Origin of the sequence: Amycolatopsis sp. NPDC049159 (assembly GCF_040648295.1) — a bacterium.
Taxonomy (GTDB): Bacteria; Actinomycetota; Actinomycetes; order Mycobacteriales; family Pseudonocardiaceae; genus Amycolatopsis; species Amycolatopsis pretoriensis_A.
This window is the reverse complement of the sequence record NZ_JBEZDL010000018.1, coordinates 81,127-99,529: the sequence shown is the minus strand read 5'-3', so window position 1 is coordinate 99,529 and position 18,403 is coordinate 81,127. Positions and strand designations below refer to the sequence as shown.

Genomic DNA, 18,403 nt, shown 5'->3' with positions numbered 1-18,403 from the left:
CACTCGGGTCCGTCGGACTCGGTGAGCGGAGTGCCCGCCCTGCTCGGCCCTGAAACGCGAAACGGGCCCTCCTCACGCGAGGAGAGCCCGTTTCGTGACCATCAGAACGCGGCTTCGTCGAGCTCCATCAGCGCGTTGTCGGCGGCTTCGACGATGGCGCGGCGGGCCGTGAGCTCCGGCAGCACCTGCTTCGAGAAGAACGACGCCACGGCGATCTTGCCCTCGTAGAACGGGACGTCCTTGGCGGACGCGCCCGCGTCGAGCTTGCCGATCGCGACCTCGGCGTGCTTCAGCAGCTGCCAGCCGATGAGCAGGTCGCCGACCGACATCAGCAGGCGGACCGTGTGCTGGCCGACCTTGTTGATGTTCTGCGGGTCTTCCTGCGACGACGTCAGGTAGCCGATCAGCGAGCCCAGCATGCCCTGGGTGTCCTCGAGGGCCTGCTTGAGCAGCCCGCGCTCGTTCTTGAGCCGGCCGTTGCCCGCCTCGGACTCGATGAACTTGGTGATCTCGCCGGCGACGAAGGCCAGCGACTGGCCCTTGTCGCGGACGATCTTGCGGAAGAAGAAGTCCAGCGACTGGATCGCCGTGGTGCCCTCGTAGAGCGAGTCGATCTTGGCGTCGCGGATGTACTGCTCGATCGGGTAGTCCTGCAGGAAGCCGGACCCGCCCAGGGTCTGCAGCGACTGCACGAGCTGCTCGGTGGCGCGCTCGGAGCCGACGCCCTTGACGATCGGCAGCAGCAGGTCGTTCACGCCGTGCGCGACCTTCTGGTCACCCTCGCCGGTCCACAGCTGGTCCTGGAACGACGCCGTGTACAGGTACACCGCGCGCAGGCCCTCGGCGTACGCCTTCTGGAGCATCAGCGAGCGGCGGACGTCCGGGTGGTGCGTGATGGTGACGCGCGGCGCGGCCTTGTTCAGCATGTTCGGCAGGTCGGCGCCCTGGACGCGCTCCTTGGCGTACTCGAGCGCGTTGAGGTAACCGGTCGAGAGCGTCGCGATGGCCTTCGTGCCGACCATCATGCGGGCGTACTCGATGACCTGGAACATCTGCGCGATGCCGTCGTGGACCTCGCCGAGCAGCCAGCCCTTGGCCGGGGTGCCGTGCTGGCCGAAGGTCAGCTCGCAGGTCGTCGAGGCCTTGATGCCCATCTTGTGCTCGACTCCTGTGACGTAGGCGCCGTTGCGCTCGCCCAGCTCACCGGTCTTGGAGTCGAAGTGGAACTTCGGCACGAGGAACAGCGACAGGCCCTTGGTGCCCGGCTTGGTCTCGATGCCGGGACCCTCGGGGCGCGCCAGCACGAGGTGCATGATGTTTTCGCTCATGTCGTGCTCGGCGGAGGTGATGAACCGCTTCACGCCGTCGATGTGCCAGGAGCCGTCCTCCTGCTGGGTGGCCTTGGTGCGGCCCGCGCCGACGTCGGAGCCGGCGTCCGGCTCGGTCAGCACCATCGTCGCGCCCCAGGCGCGGTCGATCATCAGCTGCGCCCAGTGCTTCTGCTCTTCGGTGCCGTTCTTGTCGACGATCATCGCGAAGTTCGGGCCCGCCATGTACATGAACAGCGGGGCGTTCGCGCCGAGGATCAGCTCGGAGGCGGCCCACTGCACCGTCGGGGGCAGACCGAAGCCGCCGAGGTCGTTGGTCAGGCCGAGGCGCCACCACTCGCCCTCGATCAGCTGCTGGTAGCTCTTCTTGAACGACTCCGGGATCTTCACGCTGAACGTCTTCGGGTCGTACACCGGCGGGTTGCGGTCCGCGTCGGCGAACGACTCGGCGAGCGGGCCGGTGGCGAGCTTGTTCAGCTCGGCCAGCACACCGCGCGCGGTCTCTTCGTCGGACTCGGCGAGCACGCCCTTGCCCAGGCGCTCCTGCACGCCGAGTACCTCGAAGAGGTTGAACTCCAGGTCTCGGACGTTGCTCTTGTAGTGGCCCATGTCGTCACTCCAATGTGTTCGGCTCCCCGGCCGGGCACATACTCGCCTTACTCGCCGGTAACTTCAGGATATTACCTGCGGGTAACTGGAGCAAGCAGATCCGCACTACCGAGTACCGGAAATCCCCACAAAAGTGGCGTTGTCCCTGGGGAACGGCGTCAGCGGTGCCCCGGGATCGCCGTTGTGTCGGCCGTCACCGGGACGTGGCCGTCCTCGGTCCGGGCGATGAGGATCCCGCCGCGGAAGGCGATGGTCACCGCGTGTGTCCGGTCCCGTGCGGACAGCTTGCGCAGGATGCTCTTCACGTGCGTCCGGACGGTCTCCACGGAAAGGAACAGCAGCTTCGCGATCGCCGAGTTCTCGAGACCTTCGGCGACCAGCTGGAGCACCTGGTATTCGCGCCTGGACAGCGGCATCGCGCCGCGCCCGGCCGCCGGGCTGTCGTGGGCGAGGTCGCCCTTCGGCACGGTCGCCCGCTTCGGCCGGGCGGTCAGCGCGGCCAGCGCCGGGTCGATGTACCGGCGTTCGGTGTGGGCCCTCCGGATCGCTTCGGCGAGCCGCCGTGAATCGATCGACCGGGGCACGATCGCGTGCGCCCCCGCGGCGATCGCGGCCGCCAGGTACTGCTGGGTGCGATTCGCGTCACGGATGAGCGTGACGAGGATCAGCGCCGGGTCGCCGGCGTTGAGCAGCTTGGTCAGGTGGCAGTTCGGGTCGAGCGCCGAATCGAGCACGACGACGTCCGGTTTGACCTGTTCGCACAGTTGCAACGCGGCGTGGTGGCTGGCCGCCTGCCCGGCCCAGTGCAGTCCCTGGCTGCGGTGGACGAGGGCGGCGAGACCGTCCCGGTAGATCGGCACGGGATCGACGACCGCCACGCCGAGACTGCGCCCGCCGGGTCCGATCGGCCCCGTGGGCCTGCGGGTGGGCTCGATGCTGTGCATCGCGGGCCTCCGTCTCCTGCGCTGTCGCTCCTGGGACGCCTCCCGGCATCGTCCGGTCCCCCTGCCGGGACCGGGCCAAAAGTGACTCCTCCTGCTTGGTACGAGTCGCGATTGCGCAGCTCATGACGCCAATTCCCCCTCATGGCCCAACCGGCAGGTCACAGCAAACTCTCGGTAGAAAACGGTGCGACCGAGCTCGTGCGGTGGTTCTCCGGAGGACCTGATGGGGGTGTCGTTGCTACTGAGGGTGGCCCGCACGTCGTTCAACGATTTCGACGATCCCGGGATGCGGTCCGCAGCCGCCCGAACTCCTCCCCGAGCCCGGTAGGCGTCCAGTGCGCGTTGAGCCCGCTCGGGTTGGGCAGCACCCATACGTGGGTATCGCCGATCCGGTGTTCCTGCGGCCCCACGCGAGCCTTCGGGAAGCCGAACGCGGTCCGGTAGGCGGTGATCCCGACGACGGCGAGCCACTCCGGCCGGTACTTCAGCACCTTGGCTGCGAGGAGCTCGCCGCCTTCGCGCAGCTCGTCGTTGGTGAGTTCGTCGGCGCGGGCGGTGGTCCTCGCGACGACGTTGGTGATGCCGAGGCGGAGGTCGAGGAGCTGCTCCTGTTCGGCGGGTTTATAGAGGCGCGGGGTGAAGCCTCCGGCGTGGAGGGCGGGCCAGAAGCGGTTGCCGGGGCGGGCGAAGTGCTGCTTGAGCACGCCGGAGTAGAGGCCGGGGTTGATGCCGCAGAAGAGGACGTCGAGGCCGGGGGCGATGACGTCGGGGATGGTGGTGTCCTGGGCGGCGGCGAGTTGGTCCTTGGTGGGTCGGGTGCTCACGTAGCCAGTTTCGGGCACGGTTGGGTTGTGGGCTCACCGCGGACGGGTGTTCCGTCGATCTCTACCTGGTGCTGCCGCCTCAGGGCGAAGCGGAGATCGTGCACGCGGCGATCCCGCCCGGCGCCTCGATCCTCGAGCTGGGGAGCGGACCGGGCCGGGTCACGCACCCGCTGCTGGAACTCGGCCATCCCGTGGTCGCTGTGGACGACTCGCCGGCGATGCTCCGGCACGTCCGCACCAAGACGGTGTGCGCGCGGATCGGCGACCTGGACGTCGGGCGGTCGTTCGATGCGGTGGTGCTGGGCAGTCATTTGATCAACGCTCCGCGCGAGGCGGACAGGCGCGCGATGCTCGTCGCGGCCCGGCGGCACCTCGCTCCCGCCGGGCGGCTGATCGTCGAATGGCATCCGCCGGGGTGGTTCGACACCGTCGCGTCCGGTCAGGGCGGGGTGATCGGCGAGGTGACGGTCGAGTTGGCCGACGTGGTCCGCGATGGCGATGTTCTGTCGGCGACGGTCCGGTACTCGGCGCGGGGACAACGGTGGGAGCAAGAGTTCACCTGCTGCCGGTTTTCGCTCGACGCGGCCTTGACCTCGGCCGATCTCGTCTTCGATAGCTGGCTCACTGCTGACCGGACTTGGTTCGCCGCCCGGGCTCGCCACCGGGGGTAGCGGATCACGCACAGACCTGCGTACCCTGTGTGATCTCCCGCACAGCGTCGTACCGAGGAGGATTTCGTGCAGCTTCCGCTCATCCTCGGACTGGTCGCGCTCGTCCTGGCCGTGGCCGCGCTCGTCGTCGTCCTCGAGGATCGCCGAGCCGCCAAACGAGCCGCGCTCCAGCGGAAAGCCCGGTTAACGCGTCTGGGCGAGGTGGATCCGCTCGCGCCGAGCCGGCTGCACGCCGATCGTTGAACGCCGGCCGCGCAGCAGCGTGAGCAAGAGCGCTCCGAAGACCCAGCCGACGCCGGCGCCGAACGCGTTGTTCATGAGGTCGTCGACGTCGAAGATGCGGTAGACGTGCGGCGCGGTGCCGAAGTTCGCCGTGAGCTGCGTGATCTCGATGAGCAGTGACGCGGCGAAGCCGATCAGGGTCGTGCCGACCAGGCCGCGGCGCCACAGGATCCGGGCGAACACCCCCAGCGGGACGAACAGCAGCACGTTCAGGCACGCCTGCTGGAACGTCTGCGTCGCGAACCACAGCGACAGCGGCTCGCCGTGCTTGAGCAGTTCGGAGTGGATGTCGTTGAGCCACTGGAACGGGTGCAGCTGCACCGTCTGCGTCAGCCGGCGGGTGCCGGGGCCGGGCAGGGGGAGGAAGACGACCGCCAGGGTCATGCACGCGTAGAACAGCACCGCCGCGGTCGTGGCGATGCCGCGCAGGCGCAGGCCGCCGTAGCGGGCGAGCTGGGTGAGCAGCTGCGGCACCAGGACGACGGTCCACAGCGCGAGAAAGCCGATGAAGCCGTACTGCAGGGCCGTGACCTGTGCGTTCGTCATGCCATCGACGTTATGGATCTTGGCCCGGCCCTCGCTTCGGTCGAAGAGCCGGACGGCCCGGACCGCCATCGGCCACTTGGCCGACCCCGCTACGGGCCGATCGGCCGGGTGCCGGACGTGGCCGAAGTCATTCAGGGATAACCGGATGCGTCTTGCGCCGACCCGGGAATGCCAACGACGCTTCGCACGTCGGAGTGTTGTGCGGGCAACGAAAGGAACGCTCATGGCACCGATCCGGGTCGGCATCGTCGGGCTCAGCGCGAACGGCGGCTGGGCCGCGACCGCGCACGTGCCCGCGCTGGCCGCGGTGGAGGGCTACGAGCTGCGCGCGCTCAGCGGGAGCAGCGCCGAGTCGGCGCGGGTGGCCGGGGAGAAGTACGGCGTGCCGCTGACCTTCGGCGACGCCGGGGAACTCGCCCGGCACCCGGAGGTCGACCTGGTCGTCGTCGCGGTGAAGGTGTCCGAGCACCGGGCGCTCATCGAGCCCGCGCTGGCCGCGGGCAAGCAGGTGCTGAGCGAGTGGCCGCTGGGCGTCGGCCTGGCCGAAACGCGGGCGCTCGCCGAAGCCGCGAAGACCGGGCAGACCGCCGTCGGCCTGCAGGGGCGGTCCGCGCCGGCGTTGCGCTACCTGCGTGACCTCATCAAGGACGGCTACGTCGGTCGCGTGCTCTCGACGTCGCTGATCGGCTCGGGTGGCAACTGGGGGCCGAGCGTCCGCGCCGGGCGGGACTACCAGCTGCACCCCGAGGGCGGCGCCACCATGCTGACCATCCCGTTCGCGCACACCGTCGACGCGCTCGACATGGTGCTCGGCGGGTTCACCGAGCTGTCGGCGACGATGGCGACCGTCCGGTCGCGGGTGCGCGACGAGGTCACCGGCGATTCGGTCCCGATGACCGCGCCGGACCAGATCGCCGTCTCCGGGGTGCTGGCCGGCGGTGCGGTCGCGTCGGTGCACCTGCGCGGCGGGTCGTCGCCCGCGACGGACTTCCACTGGGAGGTCAACGGCACCGAGGGCACGCTGGTCGTCGAGGCCGCCGACCCGCTGTTCTGGATCGCGAAGCTGACGCTGCGGGGCAGCCGGACCGGCACGCTGGAGAAGCTGACCGTGCCGGCGCGCTACGAGCTCCCGCAGCTTGCCGGGCGCAGCGCCGAGCCGTCGTACAACGTCGCGCACGCCTACGCGCGCCACCTCAAGGGCGACCTGCCGGACTTCGCGCAAGCCGTGCGCGTGCACCGGGTGCTCGACGCCGTCCAGCGGTCGGCCGACACCGGGACGCGGGTTCACCCGGACGCAGAGTAACTGTTACCGGCGGTTGTAGCTTTTCCGCCGGGCTCAACTTACTCTCGGGTAATGGACGACGTTGTCTACGACCGCGAGGGCCGGGGCGAGCCGCTGGTCCTGATCCACGGCATCGGCCACCGCCGTCAGGCCTGGGCGCCGGTGGTCCCGCTGCTCACGCCGCACCGTGACGTCATCGCCGTCGACCTGCCCGGCTTCGGCGAGTCGCCCGAGCCGTCCGGCGGTTACGGCGTCGAGCCCGCGCTGGTCATGTTCAAGGAGCTCTTCACCGAGCTGGGTCTCGACCGGCCGCACGTCGCCGGCAACTCGCTCGGCGGGTTGCTGTCGCTGGCGCTCGGCCAGGCCGGGCTCGTCCGCAGCGTCACGGCGTTGTCGCCGGCCGGGCTGTGGAACCGGCGTCAGAAGGTGTACGCGATCGCCACGCTCAAGGCGCACCGCGCGCTCGCCCAGCGCACCCCGCCGCACGTCGTGCGCCGCATCGCCGCGACGGCCGCCGGGCGCAAGGCGCTGACCGGGATGATCGTCGGGAAGCCGGCGCGGCTGACCCCGGACGCCGTCGTCGAGGACGCCCACGCGCTCGCGTCCGCGCCCGGCTTCGAGCCCACCGCCGCCGAGTCCCGCGGGGACTTCCGCTTCACCGGCCCGGTCACCGGCGTCCCGGTGACGATCGCGTGGGCCGCGCACGACCGGATCCTCGCCCGCCCCCGCGTCGCCGACCTGCGGAAGGTCGCTCCGAACGGGACGTTCCGGTTGCTGCCCGGCTGCGGGCACGTGCCGATGAACGACGACCCGGCGCTCGTCGCGAGGGTGCTGCTCGACGGAAGCCGTTAGGTGACATTCGCTTTACGTCCGTCTTTTGACCCTGGTAGCTGACTCCTCCGCGAGGCAGAATCCTCCGCCGTGCGCCCGTTCGGGGACCCTGGGCGCGAATCGGAGGAAGAACACTCATGAGGCTTTCAACCCGGCTCGCGGTGTTCGCCGCGGCCGCGCTGGCGACGACGGCGGTGACCACCGCACCCGCGTCCGCGGGCCAGCGCCCGGACCCCACCACCGACGTCCGGATCATCGGGTTCAACGACCTGCACGGCAACCTCGAGCCGCCGTCCGGCTCCAGCGGCCGGGTCGTGCAGTCGGACGGGACCACAGTGGACGCCGGTGGCGCCGCTTACCTGGCCACGCACGTGAAGCAGCTCCGCGCGCAGGTGCGCAACTCGTTCGTCGTGTCCGCCGGGGACAACATCGGCGCGTCGCCGGTGGTCTCGGCGCTGTTCCACGACGAGCCGACCGTCGACTTCCTCGACATGCTGGGCGTCGACGCGTCCGTCGTCGGCAACCACGAGTTCGACGAAGGCTACAAGGAACTGCAGCGCATGCAGTTCGGCGGCTGCCACCCGACCGACGGGTGCCAGTTCGAGAAGACCTTCAAGGGTGCGAAGTTCCCGTTCCTCGGGTCCAATGTGTACTTCACCAACGGCCTGCCCGCGCTGTTGCCGTTCACCGTCAAGTTCGAGGGCGGCGTGCCGGTCGGCGTCATCGGGGCCACGCTGAAGGACCTGCCGTCCGTCGTCACGCCGGAGGCGATCAAGGGCCTGAAGTTCGGCGACGAGGTCGAGGCGATCAACCGCACCTCGAACCTGCTCGACTTCTTCGGCGTCAAGGCCCAGGTCGTGCTCATGCACCAGGGTGACGGCACCGAGGTCGAGGGCCCGAACGACTGCAAGCTGCGCCCCGGCCCGGCCGCCGCGATCGCGGCCGCGGTGACGCCGAAGGTCGACGCGTTCTTCACCGGGCACAGCCACCAGCAGTACAACTGCGTGATCAACGACCCGGCGGGCCAGCCGCGGCCGGTCATCCAGGGCTCGTCCTTCGGCCGCCTGCTTTCGGTGGTGGACCTGAAGATCAGCACCAAGACCCGCGACGTCGTGCGGTCGCAGACCAAGGCGTTCAACGAGATCGTCACCCGCACGGTCACCCCGGACCCGGCCGTCGCGGCGCTGGTCGCCGACGCCAAGACGAAGTCGGGCCCGATCGCGAACAAGCAGGTCGGCACCATCACCGCGGACCTGCCGGCGGCGGGCAACGCGGCCGGTGAGTCCCCGCTCGGCGACGTCATCGCCGACGCGCAGCTCGCGGGCACGCAGTCGAACAACGCCGTCATCGCGATCACCAACCCGGGCGGCATTCGCGCCGACCTGACCTACAAGTCGTCCCCGAACAACGAGGGCGACGGCGTGGTGACCTACGGCGAGGCGTTCACCGTCCAGCCGTTCGCCAACATCATGCAGACGATCACGCTGACCGGCGCGAACCTGAAGAACGTGCTGGAACAGCAGTGGCAGGGCACGACCACGCGCATCCTGCAGATTTCGAGCTCGCTGCACTACAGCTACTCGGCGTCCGCGCCGCAGGGCTCGCGGGTTTCGAACATCACCGTGAACGGCACGCCGGTCGACCCGGCGGCGACGTTCCGCGTGTCGGTGAACAACTTCCTCGCCGCCGGCGGGGACGGGTTCGCCGAGTTCACCAAGGGCACGAACCTGGCCGGCGGACCGGTGGACCTGGACGCGCTGATCGCGTACCTGGGCGCCCACCCGAACCTGGCCCCGCCCGCGGCGGACCGGATCACCCAGCTGCCGTAGTCCGGTTCTTCCAAGACGCCGGGTCGACAATGGACCCATGACGACTTGGGAAGACGTCGTCCGCCTGGCCTCGGCACTGCCCGAGGTCGAGGCGGCGACCTGGTACCGCACGCCCGCGCTGAAGGTGGCGGGCAAGGGGTTCGCGCGGCTGCGCACCGAGGCCGAGGGCGGCCTGGTCGTGCTGTGCGGACTCGACGAGAAGGCCGCGTTGCTGGATTCCGGCGACGCGGCCTTCTTCACGACCCCGCACTACGACGGCTCCGGCTCGATCATCGTCGACCTCGAGCGGGTCGACGTCGATCAGCTGCGTGAGCTGCTCGAAGAAGCGTGGCGGCGGAAGGCACCGCGCCGGCTGCTCACTTGAGTTCGCCGCGCAGCATGCTCATCAGGATCATGTCGTGCCGGGTGCCGTCGGCGGCGACGAACGCTTCGCGGTGGCGGCCGTCTTCGCTGAAGCCGACCTTGCGGTAGACGTGGCGCGCGCGTTCGTTCTCCGCGACCACCCAGAGCGTGATCATGTGCAGCCGCATGTGGTTGAAGCCGTAGCGGCACATCAGGCGCAGCGCCTCGGTGCCGTAGCCGCCGCCGTTGCGGTACTCGGCGTCACCGATGTAGATGTCCAGCTCGGCGTTGCCGACCTCGGGCACGGCGTCCCGGAGGTCGACGATGCCGATCAGCTTGCCGTCGGCCTCGATGCCGAGGACGACGAGTTCGTAGCTGTTGACCGGGCGTTCCGCCGCGTGCTTGCGGAGCTGCGCGAGCGACCGCGGGTAGCCGGTGTTCATCCACCGGCCGACCTCGGGGTCGCTGCCCCACGGGTGGATCCGGTCGGCGTCTTCCGGCTCGAGCGCGCGCAGCCGGACCAGGTCACCTTCGAGCATGTCGTTCATGGTGCCGGAACCGGCGGCGGGGTTCGCGCGATTTTCGGGTGACCCCGGATCTGCGCGCCGGGTACCCCGATGGTGGGATATGGCGCATGTCGACCGCATGGCCGTTGCGCCAGGACCCGGAAGCGCCGGTGATCATCGCACTGGCACTGGTCAACGACCCGGACGCGCTGGGGTTCGTCGTCCTGGACGACGAGGACGACTTCTTCATCAGCGACGGCACCGAGCTGTCGGATGACGTCGTCGTCAACCGCGAGAGCTTCGGCAAGATGTCGCTGCGCGAAGCCGTCGAACTGCTGCCGCAGCTGGGCGCGCTCGCGGAGGTGCCGATGGGCATGGCCGCCGACTGGGACCCCGAGCGCCGCACGTGGCTGCTGTCGTCGGTGACCGGTTCCGACGACGAGGACGAGGACATCCGGCTGCTGGCCGAGCGCCGCGCGGCCTGGAAGTTCGAAGGCTCGCCGGACGACGAAGCCCAGATCAGCAGCGGCCTGACCGAGATCCCGACCGGTCCGCAGCAGCCGGCGCGGGCGGTCCGCCAGGTCGTCCGCGAGCAGGACGGCACGTGGCTGTTCGTCGGCTTCGAGGTCCCGGAGGCGGAAGACTTCGAGGTCGAAGGCCTGGAGCTGGAGCACGTCGCGAACCTGTACCCGGACGTCCGGACGGTGCTGAAGGCCGCGCCCGGCCAGGTCTACGACCGCGCCACGCCGGACAGCGAGTGGGAGCTCGTCGAAGGCTGAGAAAAAAGTCCGGCGCGGTTGTCCAGGCGACGTCCGCGCCGTTCGTCCTTACAGTGAGAGCCGGCGATCGGCGCCGGTCAGGACTCTGTGAGGAGCAGTCATGCCCCAGTACGCCGCGATCATCTACGCCTCCGACGTCGACCCGACCAAGCCCGAGGCCGCGGACATGATGAAGGACTACAACGAGTTCCACGAGGGCGCCCAAGCCGTCATCCGCGGCGGCGCGGCGCTGTACCCGACGGCCACCGCGACGACGGTCCGCGTCACCGGCGGCAAGGGCGGCGACATCGTCACGAGCGACGGCCCGTACGCGGAGACGAAGGAAGCTCTGACCGGCTTCTACCTGCTCGAATGCGCCGACCTCGACGAGGCCGTGAAGCGCGCGGCGCAGATCCCGGGCGCGTGGGACGGCGCCATCGAAGTCCGGCCGGTCGTCGACTTCGGCCAGTGACCGGCGCCGGGGACGCGGTCGCGCGGCTGGTCCGGGACGAGGGCACCCGGGTACTGGCCACGCTGGTCCGCGTCACCGGCAGCGTCGACCTGGCCGAAGACGCGGTGCAGGACGCCGTCGTGCGCGCCCTCGAGACGTGGCCGCGCGACGGCGTCCCGGCCAACCCCCGCGGCTGGCTCCTGGTGGCGGCCCGCCGCCGCGCGGTCGACGTCGTCCGCCGCGAAGCGAAGCGCCTCGGGAAGGAGGCGGACGCGATGCCCGCCATCGACCCGTACCCCGACCCGCTCTCGGTCCGCGACGACCTGCTGCGGCTGGTGTTCACGTGCTGCCACCCGGCGTTGTCGCTGGACGCCCAGGTGGCGCTGGCGCTGCGGACCCTCGGCGGGCTGTCGACCGCGGAGGTGGCGCGCGGGCTGCTGGTCCCCGAAGCGACGATGGCGAAGCGCCTGACGCGCGCGAAGCAGAAGATCGCCCAGGCGCGGATCCCGTACCGGGTGCCTGCCGCTTCGGAGTTGCCTTCGCGGTTGTCGGGTGTGGCGTCGACGGTGTACTTGATCTTCAACGAGGGCTACACGGGCCGCGTCGCGTTGCTCGACGAAGCCGTCCGGCTGGCGCGCCTGCTGGCTTCGCTGATGCCGGACGAGCCGACGGCACTGGGGCTGCTGGCGCTGGTGCTGCTGCAGGACGCCCGCCGCCCGGCCCGGTTTTCGTCGGGGACGCCGGTGCTGCTGGCCGACCAGGACCGTTCGACGTGGAACTTCGAGCTGATCAAGGAGGGCGTCGAGCTGGTGGGCACCGGCCTCCGCCGCACGCCGTCGGCGCCCAACCCGTACGTGGTCCAGGCGGCGATCGCGGCCTGCCACGACCTGTCCCGCTCGTACGCGGAGACGAACTGGACCGCGGTGATTTCCTGGTACGACGTGTTGCTGTCGGTCCAGGACACCCCCGTGGTGAGGTTGAACCGCGCGGCGGCGGTGGCGGAACGGGACGGACCGTCGGTGGCGCTGGCTTTGGTGGACGGGCTGCCGGATTTGGCGGACTACCCGTGGTGGCACGCTTCGCGCGCGGAGTTGTTGCACCGCATGGGTTCGCCGTCGGCGCTAGTGGCTTGGGAACGTGCGGTGGAAACGGGATTGCCCGACGCGCACGCCGCTCAATTGCGAAGCCGGATAGAAAGCGAAAACCCCGGACAGAATGCCCGGGGTTTCGGTGAGAGCGGATGACGGGAATCGAACCCGCGTATTCAGCTTGGGAACCAGGGTGATCATGCTCGAAAGTGGCTCTGACCTGCGGACGGGCCTACCTCGTGGTACCCGCTGTTGACCTTGGTTGACCGGCCTGAATGGCACGCTAATGGCATGACCTGAGCCCCACCCAGACCTCCCCCATCACCCCGATACGAAGCCAGCACGCGGCCGGTGGTGCCGGGTCAAGGCACGCTTTCCCGCCTTGACGCGGTGCTGCCGGCCGTTGTCATGATCCGGCTTCGGGGTGGTGGGTCTACCGATCTGGGAGCTTGTTGGTCAGGGCGTACATGGCGCTGGTCAGGTCGGCGGCACCCTTGAGCGTGATCGACGGGTCTTCCATGTCCCTGAGCTGGTGGAAGATGGCCAAGAGTGCCTCGGCGGTCGCCAGGCTGATCGGATCGGCCTTGCCCTTGCCCTGCTCGATGGCTCGGCGTGCTGCTGCGGCGTGAGCGTCTGCTGCGGCTCGGTCAGAGGTCGGCATGTCTTCGACCTTGCCAGCGGGCGTGTCGGTGGTAACTAGGCCGATGAGCTGATCGCTGCCAGCGGCGGCGCGCTATGCGGTCGATCGATGCGGCGGGCCACCCGGCGGCCGGCGGCCGGAGCGGAGCGGCAGGCCGTCCGTGCCGCGAGCGGGTGGGCCGCCGTACGGCAGGCGACGTGCGCGCCGCCGCTGGCGGCGCCTTGATCCCATAGAGCCAAGTTCGGCAGGCTTCGTATCCAATCGCCAGCTTCCCGCGTGGCAGACGTAGCTGCCTCGGTCAGGAGCCTCTAAGCTGCTGCAATCGGAAGGAGTAGGGATGACTGTGGTCGATGCGACCGAGCTGTCTGTGCAGGGTGAGAGTATTCAGAAGCTCTATAACGACTATCAGTCACATCGGTTCCTCGTCAACCGCCGTTACCAGCGGAAGCTTGTATGGGCGGTCGAAGAAAAGTCTCTTCTGATCGACTCCGTCATCAAGAAATTGCCAATCCCTCTGATTCTTCTGGCTGAGGCGATGCAAGATGATAGTCCGCGCCTGGAGATCATCGACGGCCTGCAGAGGCTCAATGCGCTTTTCGCGTTCATCGAAAACGAGTTCCCTGTCGAAGGCAAGTATTTCGATCTAGAGACTTTGGCTGACACCAAAATTCTGCTGGACAAAGGCGATCTTGAGCAGAAGTCTCCTGTCTTGGAGCGAGATATTTGCCGTCAGCTGTCAAATTATCAACTCCCCGTATCGACGTACAAGTCTGCGAGTGAGTCGTCGGTTGACGAGGTCTTTCGACGGATTAACTCGTCCGGGCGCTATTTGAGTCTGCAAGAGATTCGGCAAGCCGGTTCTTTGACGGGCATTGCTGGACTTGTTCGTCGAATTAGTGCAACCGTTCGTGGCGATGCATCTTTGACAGAGTATGTCTCGCTCGAAGACATGCCGAAGATTAGCATTACGAATAAGGAGTTGAACTACGGGATTTACGACGCCAGCATCTTCTGGATTGAGCAAGGTATCCTTGCTCGGGAGGCTGTTCGCGAGTCGCGGGACGAAGAATTGGTTCTGGATCTTCTGTTGGATATCATCCTCGACCCACTGGCGACCACTGGGACTGAATATCGTGACGCGGCCTATGGTAACGAGCGTCGACGAGGTACGGCCACGGCGGCGCGAAATGTTCAGGCGAGGCTGGCTGTCATCGGGGAGGATGAGGTTGAACGCCGCTTTGTTGAGACTCTTGATCTTATCAAGATAACCTTAGATGAAGCAGGCGCGAAATGGTCTGAGTGGACTGTAACTCAGCAGAATCCTCGTGGTGTTCCACGGTACTTCCATGCGGTCTTTATTGCAATCTGTCAACTCCTCAACAACGATGGCTTAGCTGTGCGCAGTCATGCGCAACTGGCTGGGGCGCTAAAGGGCTTTTGGGACAGGGATATTACGATCCCGGGCGGCGGCGGCAACTGGGGCGCGGAGCGCAAAGTCGGCCTCATTGATTCCGTAAAGGCCTTATTGAGCCCGCACTTTGAGGTTGTGCAAGACGAGCACAAGAAAAAATTGCAGGAACAAGCGCTAGAGTTCGAAGCGACGTTGCGAATGGCTCTTACGGAGGAAGCTCTCTTCGAGTTGAAGCAGGGGTTCTGCAGGATCGACAAAAAGGGCAAATTCGATGAGGGCGCCTTCGAGAAGATGCTCAAGATCGCTTCCGCTATGGCAAATAGTTCGTCCGACGTGCCTGGAGTCATCTATTACGGCGTGGCGGACGATGGGGATGACGCCGAGAAAATCAAGCGCTTTGCTGGCATTTCCATTCATGCTGTCGATAAGTTCTATGTCACGGGAACGCAGCATGAGTTGGATGCCATGAAGATGTCTATTGATGAGTTCTTCCGGTGGTTTACGGACAAGATCCTTGCTTCGAAGCTGGACCAAGCTTTCGCGCGACGTCTAAGTGCAACCCTCAAGCCGTTCAGGTACAAGGATCACCTGTTGTGGAAGCTTGAACCGCTCAAGGGGGCTGCCCCGGTCGCCTATGACGGAGTGTTTTACGACAGGATTGGTCCGCAGCTTAATGCTGTCACCGATCCAACTGCTATCGTTGAGCTCGTTAGGCGATTCTAGTTTCGCTGATCCGAATTGCTGGGGGATTCAGCTATGAGGTTGGTCATTGTCTCAGTTATGGCGTCTGCCATTGCCAGTGTTGACAACTTTTCCGGCTTATTGGCGTAGCCAATCGATGGAACGCGGGCAGCCTTAGCAGCTTCGATGTCGGAAACTGAGTCTCCGATAAAAACGCAATCACTCGGTTTGGCCTTGAATTTGGCAATCGCACGAAGAAGAAGGTGGGGATTGGGCTTGAGTGTGGCAGTGTTCGGACCCTGTCGTGCTGAGACTAGATCAATTGATTTGCGTAGGTCGTAGAGGTTGAGGTAGGTCTCAATTGCCAAGACGCTATTATTGCTGACGATTGCGATCCGGTTTCCGGCTGCTTGCCAGTCTCGGATCAATCTGTGAGCTCCCTCGGTCGGCGTGGCAGTCGAGGCGGCCTCGACCTCATGAGCTGTAAAGGCCGCTTCGACGTATCGAGCCTCCTCCGGGCCAATGGTGGCGGCGAAGTGGAGGACGTCGAACGGGTCGGAGGTTGCCGTGACCGAGGCGGGCAGCTCGTGGAGGCCGCCGTCGACAAGTACCTGTCTAAGTTGTTCCGCGACCGAATGTGCCGGAATGCCTCCGAAGACAGCGCAGACCGGGCCGTCGAAGTCGATCAAAAGGATGTGTGCTCGCGTTAGGACGTCGGCCGGTGTCACCGCTGGTAGTCCTTGGCGACGCTGTTCCACAGGCTGTCGAACCAGGTCTTTGCCTGGTCGACGTACTGCGATCCGGTCGACGTGTCGTCGTCGTTGATCGAGTGGTGGAAGAGGATGGCGTCTTTGCCCATGAGGTCGTAGATCGCCTGCGTCTCGCCGCCGAAGTTGATGACGTGCTCGCGGACCGGGTAGAAGCCGAAGAACGTCTCTTCGTTGTTGATCAGGTAGAGCTTGAACATCGGTGGTGCCGGGTGCACGCGAACCTGGGCGGTCGCCTTGTCGATCAGGCCCATCTCGGCGAGTTCGGTTACCGAGTCGACGATGGCCAGGGTGTGACGCCGCATGATCTCTTCGGCGCGCTTGCGGAACAGCGGGCTGTCGGCGTGCTCGTCGACGGTGACCGGGAGGGACCACGGCTGGGTGGGGTCCGGCACCAGTAGGCGGACGGTGATCGACTCCGGCCGCAGCCGGCCGATGCGGATCTTGTCCAGTGGTTCGGCGATGACGCCGTGGAGGGTTTCGCCGGAGAACCCGGCGAAGTCGATCGTGACGTCTTGGGCCTCGAAGGCTCGTTCGATGTGCGGTCGAAGTCCGACCGGACGTTCGGTGCGCTCTCGCACGAAGACGCCGCTGCCCTGTCGCGAGACAATCAGACCCTCATCGCGAAGCTCACGGATGGCGTTCTGCACGGTCATCGGCGCGACGTTGTAGGTCTTGGCCAGCTCGTTCCGGGACGGCAGCTTGTCGCCGGGTGTGAACTTGCGTGTAAGGATCGCAGCTCGCAGGGCGTTCGCTACCTGCACATACGGCGGTCGCGGATCGTCCGGGTCGAGTGCCATGCTGCTTGCTCCTTCTTTGACGGCGGCCAGTGGCCCTTGTCAAAAACCAGTGTCTACCAGCAGGCCGAGGGTTGTCTAGGCGACCTAGCGGCCTGGACCGTTTCCGTCTTGCTTGACTTGGCTAGCCAACCTGGCTAACCTGACCATGTCAGCCACGATAGGCAGCGCCGAGCGAGGCGCCTGACCAGGGAGAACCGACATGGCAGTACCGCGCGGAACGCGCTTCGACATCGACCACGACGCCGTGTTCCCGGCCGGAGCGGCGATCGTCGGCCCCGTCGCCCCGGACATGGAGTACGTCTCCAACGAGGACAAGGCCCGGGGCAAGCAGCCCAAGCAGAAGATCGACGAGCAGACCGGCCTTCCGCAGTGGAAGGTCACCGTGACCGACCCGTCGGCGGAGAAGGACCGCGACAAGTCGGCCACGGTCACCCTGCTCGACCGGGTCCAGCCCGTCCCGCCCCCGGCCGCGATGCAGGGGTTCGACTTCCGGCCGGTCGTGTTCGAGGGCCTGACGGTCGAGGCCAGGGTCATGGGCGAGAAGTTCAAGTATCAGGGCTGGGCGCTGCGGGCTACCGGGATGCGGGAGCCGGTTAGTGGTGCTGGCTCGAAGCAAGCCGCCGCGAAGACCCCGGCCGGCCAGAGTGGTCAGCAGAAGGCCGCGTGATGGCGGGGCGGCCGTCGCGTGAGGCGGTCGCTCGGTGGAACGAGGCGTACGCGGAGCAGACGTCCGCACTGTTCGCCGCGATGAGGTCGACATCTGACGATCTGGCGGCAGTGCGGCGTCTTGCTCACGCCTACCACGCGGTCGCGATTGCGTGGCGCGCTTTGTCCGCCGATCTCGCGGCCCCGTTGTGGGCACGACACGCGTCGGCCGTGGCGGCTGAGGAGTTCGAGCGGCGGGCGCGCATGGAGTTCGACCGCGCTGATTCGGCCCAACGACCAGGGGAGATCACATGAGCCGGTGGGAGCGGATACGGGCTTGGGAGCTGGCCTACACGCGCTACGCGGGCGCATCGGACGACGAGTTGCCTCCGGTGTCGCGGGCGGTTGCCACAGCTTGGCGTGATCTGGCGGCCGAGGTCCCGTTACCGGCCTGGGCGCGTGCGGCCGTCATCTCCGCCGCTGAGGCATTCGAAATTCAAGCCGACAAGTGGGAGACCCGCCTGCGGCGTGGGGAAAGTGTTCGGGGACATGGCGCACGAGAAGAAGCAGGACGCGGTGAAAGCTGGGTGGGACGGGTTCGGCGTGACGTGGATCGTCGGGTCGGAAGCGGAACTGACGGTCGAGGAGACTGGTTCAGACCCGGCGCATCCCCCGATGCTGGTGCTCGCGGGGGCGCCGTGCGTGGTGATGCTGCGGCCGCCGGACGACCCGGCGATGTGGCCGACGTGCGTCAGGTTCCTTCGCCAACTCCGCGACAGCGCGGAGGACATGGCGGCGCTCCTCGAAGCCCGCGCGACGGCTCGGCTGGTGCGTGATGAAGACGCCGGATAAGCCACGAACCTTGCGGGACGCGCACGAGATCGCGACGGATCGTCGACCGGCGCCGGACGCGAATCCGTCCGTGTGGCTGGCATTTCGTCAGGCGAATGCGCGGATGTATGAGGCGGTTGCCGATGTCGACCGGGGTCACCACCACGAAGCCCTGTACTGGGCGGACTATGAGCGACGTCAGGCGGGGGAGGTGTCGGCGAAGATCCAGGGCGGCAAGTCGAAGTCTGAATAGTCGCGTGTAGACGAACAAGAAGTCAACGATAGCAGCGAAAAACGCACGCTATGACGTGCGGCGATGAAACGCGTCCTCATGCGG

At 67.0% G+C, this 18,403-nt stretch carries 20 protein-coding genes; 12 read left to right on the top strand and 8 right to left on the bottom strand.

The window, feature by feature from the left end:
* Nucleotides 1-101: 101 nt before the first annotated feature.
* The 3 genes from AB0B33_RS30610 to mug all read right to left on the bottom strand — a co-directional run bounded on the left by AB0B33_RS30610 (nucleotide 102) and on the right by mug (nucleotide 3,705).
* Entirely contained in the window at nucleotides 102-1,937 is a 1,836-nt protein-coding gene (locus tag AB0B33_RS30610; protein WP_360777900.1) for an acyl-CoA dehydrogenase, read from the bottom strand.
* Between the two features lie 158 nt (nucleotides 1,938-2,095).
* Nucleotides 2,096-2,881, bottom strand: coding sequence for a response regulator transcription factor (locus AB0B33_RS30605; RefSeq protein ID WP_247016593.1), 786 nt, complete (start codon nucleotides 2,879-2,881; stop codon nucleotides 2,096-2,098).
* A gap of 263 nt (nucleotides 2,882-3,144) precedes the next feature.
* Nucleotides 3,145-3,705 carry a G/U mismatch-specific DNA glycosylase gene (gene mug, locus AB0B33_RS30600; RefSeq protein ID WP_360777897.1) on the bottom strand — a complete coding sequence of 187 codons (561 nt, stop codon included), beginning with the start codon at nucleotides 3,703-3,705 and terminating at the stop codon, nucleotides 3,145-3,147.
* A gap of 98 nt (nucleotides 3,706-3,803) precedes the next feature.
* Between mug and AB0B33_RS30595 the strand changes: the two genes are divergently transcribed.
* Nucleotides 3,804-4,376 (top strand): class I SAM-dependent methyltransferase, encoded by a 573-nt coding sequence (locus AB0B33_RS30595; RefSeq protein ID WP_360777895.1) that lies wholly within the window; start codon nucleotides 3,804-3,806, stop codon nucleotides 4,374-4,376.
* A gap of 183 nt (nucleotides 4,377-4,559) precedes the next feature.
* Here the strand turns inward: AB0B33_RS30595 and AB0B33_RS30590 are convergent, their stop codons facing one another.
* Entirely contained in the window at nucleotides 4,560-5,204 is a 645-nt protein-coding gene (locus AB0B33_RS30590; protein ID WP_360777893.1) for a VanZ family protein, read from the bottom strand.
* Nucleotides 5,205-5,427: 223 nt separating this feature from the next.
* Here AB0B33_RS30590 and AB0B33_RS30585 point away from each other — a divergent pair, with 223 nt between their 5' ends.
* From AB0B33_RS30585 to AB0B33_RS30570, 4 genes are all read left to right on the top strand, one after another.
* Complete coding sequence (locus AB0B33_RS30585) at nucleotides 5,428-6,507, top strand: Gfo/Idh/MocA family oxidoreductase (protein ID WP_360777892.1); 1,080 nt, start codon at nucleotides 5,428-5,430, stop codon at nucleotides 6,505-6,507.
* A 51-nt stretch (nucleotides 6,508-6,558) separates the two neighbouring features.
* On the top strand, nucleotides 6,559-7,338 hold the full coding sequence (locus AB0B33_RS30580; protein WP_360777890.1) for an alpha/beta fold hydrolase: 780 nt from the start codon (nucleotides 6,559-6,561) through the stop codon (nucleotides 7,336-7,338).
* Between the two features lie 116 nt (nucleotides 7,339-7,454).
* The gene (locus AB0B33_RS30575) at nucleotides 7,455-9,146 is read left to right on the top strand and encodes a bifunctional metallophosphatase/5'-nucleotidase (protein ID WP_360777888.1); all 1,692 of its coding nucleotides are present in this window, start codon (nucleotides 7,455-7,457) and stop codon (nucleotides 9,144-9,146) included.
* A 37-nt stretch (nucleotides 9,147-9,183) separates the two neighbouring features.
* Nucleotides 9,184-9,510, top strand: a complete 327-nt coding sequence (locus AB0B33_RS30570; RefSeq protein WP_360777886.1) for an MmcQ/YjbR family DNA-binding protein — start codon at nucleotides 9,184-9,186, stop codon at nucleotides 9,508-9,510.
* Here AB0B33_RS30570 and AB0B33_RS30565 read toward each other — a convergent pair.
* Nucleotides 9,503-10,027, bottom strand: coding sequence for a GNAT family protein (locus AB0B33_RS30565; protein ID WP_360777884.1), 525 nt, complete (start codon nucleotides 10,025-10,027; stop codon nucleotides 9,503-9,505). The genes AB0B33_RS30570 and AB0B33_RS30565 overlap by 8 nt on opposite strands.
* Before the next feature lie 95 nt (nucleotides 10,028-10,122).
* Here AB0B33_RS30565 and AB0B33_RS30560 point away from each other — a divergent pair, with 95 nt between their 5' ends.
* The 3 genes from AB0B33_RS30560 (at nucleotide 10,123) to AB0B33_RS30550 (ending at nucleotide 12,447) form a co-directional block, all read left to right on the top strand.
* The gene (locus tag AB0B33_RS30560) at nucleotides 10,123-10,773 is read left to right on the top strand and encodes a hypothetical protein (RefSeq protein WP_247016611.1); all 651 of its coding nucleotides are present in this window, start codon (nucleotides 10,123-10,125) and stop codon (nucleotides 10,771-10,773) included.
* A 100-nt stretch (nucleotides 10,774-10,873) separates the two neighbouring features.
* Nucleotides 10,874-11,224: a YciI family protein gene (locus AB0B33_RS30555; RefSeq protein ID WP_360777881.1), complete on the top strand. Its 351-nt coding sequence runs from the start codon at nucleotides 10,874-10,876 to the stop codon at nucleotides 11,222-11,224.
* Nucleotides 11,221-12,447: a DUF6596 domain-containing protein gene (locus AB0B33_RS30550; RefSeq protein ID WP_360777879.1), complete on the top strand. Its 1,227-nt coding sequence runs from the start codon at nucleotides 11,221-11,223 to the stop codon at nucleotides 12,445-12,447. Before AB0B33_RS30555 ends, AB0B33_RS30550 begins: the two co-directional genes overlap by 4 nt.
* A 277-nt stretch (nucleotides 12,448-12,724) precedes the next feature.
* Here AB0B33_RS30550 and AB0B33_RS30545 read toward each other — a convergent pair whose 3' ends face one another.
* Entirely contained in the window at nucleotides 12,725-12,952 is a 228-nt protein-coding gene (locus tag AB0B33_RS30545; RefSeq protein WP_360777877.1) for a hypothetical protein, read from the bottom strand.
* A 316-nt stretch (nucleotides 12,953-13,268) separates the two neighbouring features.
* On the opposite strand from AB0B33_RS30545, the gene AB0B33_RS30540 reads away from it, so the two are divergent.
* On the top strand, nucleotides 13,269-15,065 hold the full coding sequence (locus tag AB0B33_RS30540) for a DUF262 domain-containing protein (protein ID WP_360777875.1): 1,797 nt from the start codon (nucleotides 13,269-13,271) through the stop codon (nucleotides 15,063-15,065).
* Here AB0B33_RS30540 and AB0B33_RS30535 read toward each other — a convergent pair.
* Nucleotides 15,062-15,712 (bottom strand): HAD-IA family hydrolase, encoded by a 651-nt coding sequence (locus AB0B33_RS30535; protein ID WP_360777873.1) that lies wholly within the window; start codon nucleotides 15,710-15,712, stop codon nucleotides 15,062-15,064. The genes AB0B33_RS30540 and AB0B33_RS30535 overlap by 4 nt on opposite strands.
* Nucleotides 15,713-15,747: 35 nt before the next feature.
* The gene (locus AB0B33_RS30530; RefSeq protein ID WP_360777871.1) at nucleotides 15,748-16,590 is read right to left on the bottom strand and encodes a GntR family transcriptional regulator; all 843 of its coding nucleotides are present in this window, start codon (nucleotides 16,588-16,590) and stop codon (nucleotides 15,748-15,750) included.
* A 199-nt stretch (nucleotides 16,591-16,789) separates the two neighbouring features.
* On the opposite strand from AB0B33_RS30530, the gene AB0B33_RS30525 reads away from it, so the two are divergent.
* The 3 genes from AB0B33_RS30525 to AB0B33_RS30515 all read left to right on the top strand — a co-directional run bounded on the left by AB0B33_RS30525 (nucleotide 16,790) and on the right by AB0B33_RS30515 (nucleotide 18,319).
* Nucleotides 16,790-17,257, top strand: coding sequence for a hypothetical protein (locus AB0B33_RS30525; protein WP_360777869.1), 468 nt, complete (start codon nucleotides 16,790-16,792; stop codon nucleotides 17,255-17,257).
* A gap of 527 nt (nucleotides 17,258-17,784) precedes the next feature.
* The gene (locus AB0B33_RS30520; RefSeq protein WP_360777867.1) at nucleotides 17,785-18,087 is read left to right on the top strand and encodes a hypothetical protein; all 303 of its coding nucleotides are present in this window, start codon (nucleotides 17,785-17,787) and stop codon (nucleotides 18,085-18,087) included.
* Nucleotides 18,071-18,319 carry an AMED_5909 family protein gene (locus AB0B33_RS30515; RefSeq protein WP_360777865.1) on the top strand — a complete coding sequence of 83 codons (249 nt, stop codon included), beginning with the start codon at nucleotides 18,071-18,073 and terminating at the stop codon, nucleotides 18,317-18,319. Before AB0B33_RS30520 ends, AB0B33_RS30515 begins: the two co-directional genes overlap by 17 nt.
* Nucleotides 18,320-18,403 lie beyond the last annotated feature (84 nt).

Excerpts from the sequence above, each read along its gene's own strand:
- AB0B33_RS30585 (WP_360777892.1), top strand. The coding sequence starts at position 5,428 with ATGGCACCGATCCGGGTCGGCATCGTCGGGCTCAGCGCGAACGGCGGC.
- AB0B33_RS30520 (WP_360777867.1), top strand. The coding sequence starts at position 17,785 with ATGGCGCACGAGAAGAAGCAGGACGCGGTGAAAGCTGGGTGGGACGGG.
- AB0B33_RS30605 (WP_247016593.1), bottom strand. The coding sequence starts at position 2,881 with ATGCACAGCATCGAGCCCACCCGCAGGCCCACGGGGCCGATCGGACCC.
- AB0B33_RS30580 (WP_360777890.1), top strand. The coding sequence starts at position 6,559 with ATGGACGACGTTGTCTACGACCGCGAGGGCCGGGGCGAGCCGCTGGTC.
- AB0B33_RS30575 (WP_360777888.1), top strand. The coding sequence starts at position 7,455 with ATGAGGCTTTCAACCCGGCTCGCGGTGTTCGCCGCGGCCGCGCTGGCG.
- AB0B33_RS30570 (WP_360777886.1), top strand. The coding sequence starts at position 9,184 with ATGACGACTTGGGAAGACGTCGTCCGCCTGGCCTCGGCACTGCCCGAG.
- AB0B33_RS30515 (WP_360777865.1), top strand. The coding sequence starts at position 18,071 with ATGAAGACGCCGGATAAGCCACGAACCTTGCGGGACGCGCACGAGATC.
- AB0B33_RS30525 (WP_360777869.1), top strand. The coding sequence starts at position 16,790 with ATGGCAGTACCGCGCGGAACGCGCTTCGACATCGACCACGACGCCGTG.
- AB0B33_RS30565 (WP_360777884.1), bottom strand. The coding sequence starts at position 10,027 with ATGCTCGAAGGTGACCTGGTCCGGCTGCGCGCGCTCGAGCCGGAAGAC.
- AB0B33_RS30610 (WP_360777900.1), bottom strand. The coding sequence starts at position 1,937 with ATGGGCCACTACAAGAGCAACGTCCGAGACCTGGAGTTCAACCTCTTC.
- AB0B33_RS30545 (WP_360777877.1), bottom strand. The coding sequence starts at position 12,952 with ATGCCGACCTCTGACCGAGCCGCAGCAGACGCTCACGCCGCAGCAGCA.
- AB0B33_RS30555 (WP_360777881.1), top strand. The coding sequence starts at position 10,874 with ATGCCCCAGTACGCCGCGATCATCTACGCCTCCGACGTCGACCCGACC.
- AB0B33_RS30590 (WP_360777893.1), bottom strand. The coding sequence starts at position 5,204 with ATGACGAACGCACAGGTCACGGCCCTGCAGTACGGCTTCATCGGCTTT.
- AB0B33_RS30540 (WP_360777875.1), top strand. The coding sequence starts at position 13,269 with ATGACTGTGGTCGATGCGACCGAGCTGTCTGTGCAGGGTGAGAGTATT.
- AB0B33_RS30560 (WP_247016611.1), top strand. The coding sequence starts at position 10,123 with ATGTCGACCGCATGGCCGTTGCGCCAGGACCCGGAAGCGCCGGTGATC.
- AB0B33_RS30530 (WP_360777871.1), bottom strand. The coding sequence starts at position 16,590 with ATGGCACTCGACCCGGACGATCCGCGACCGCCGTATGTGCAGGTAGCG.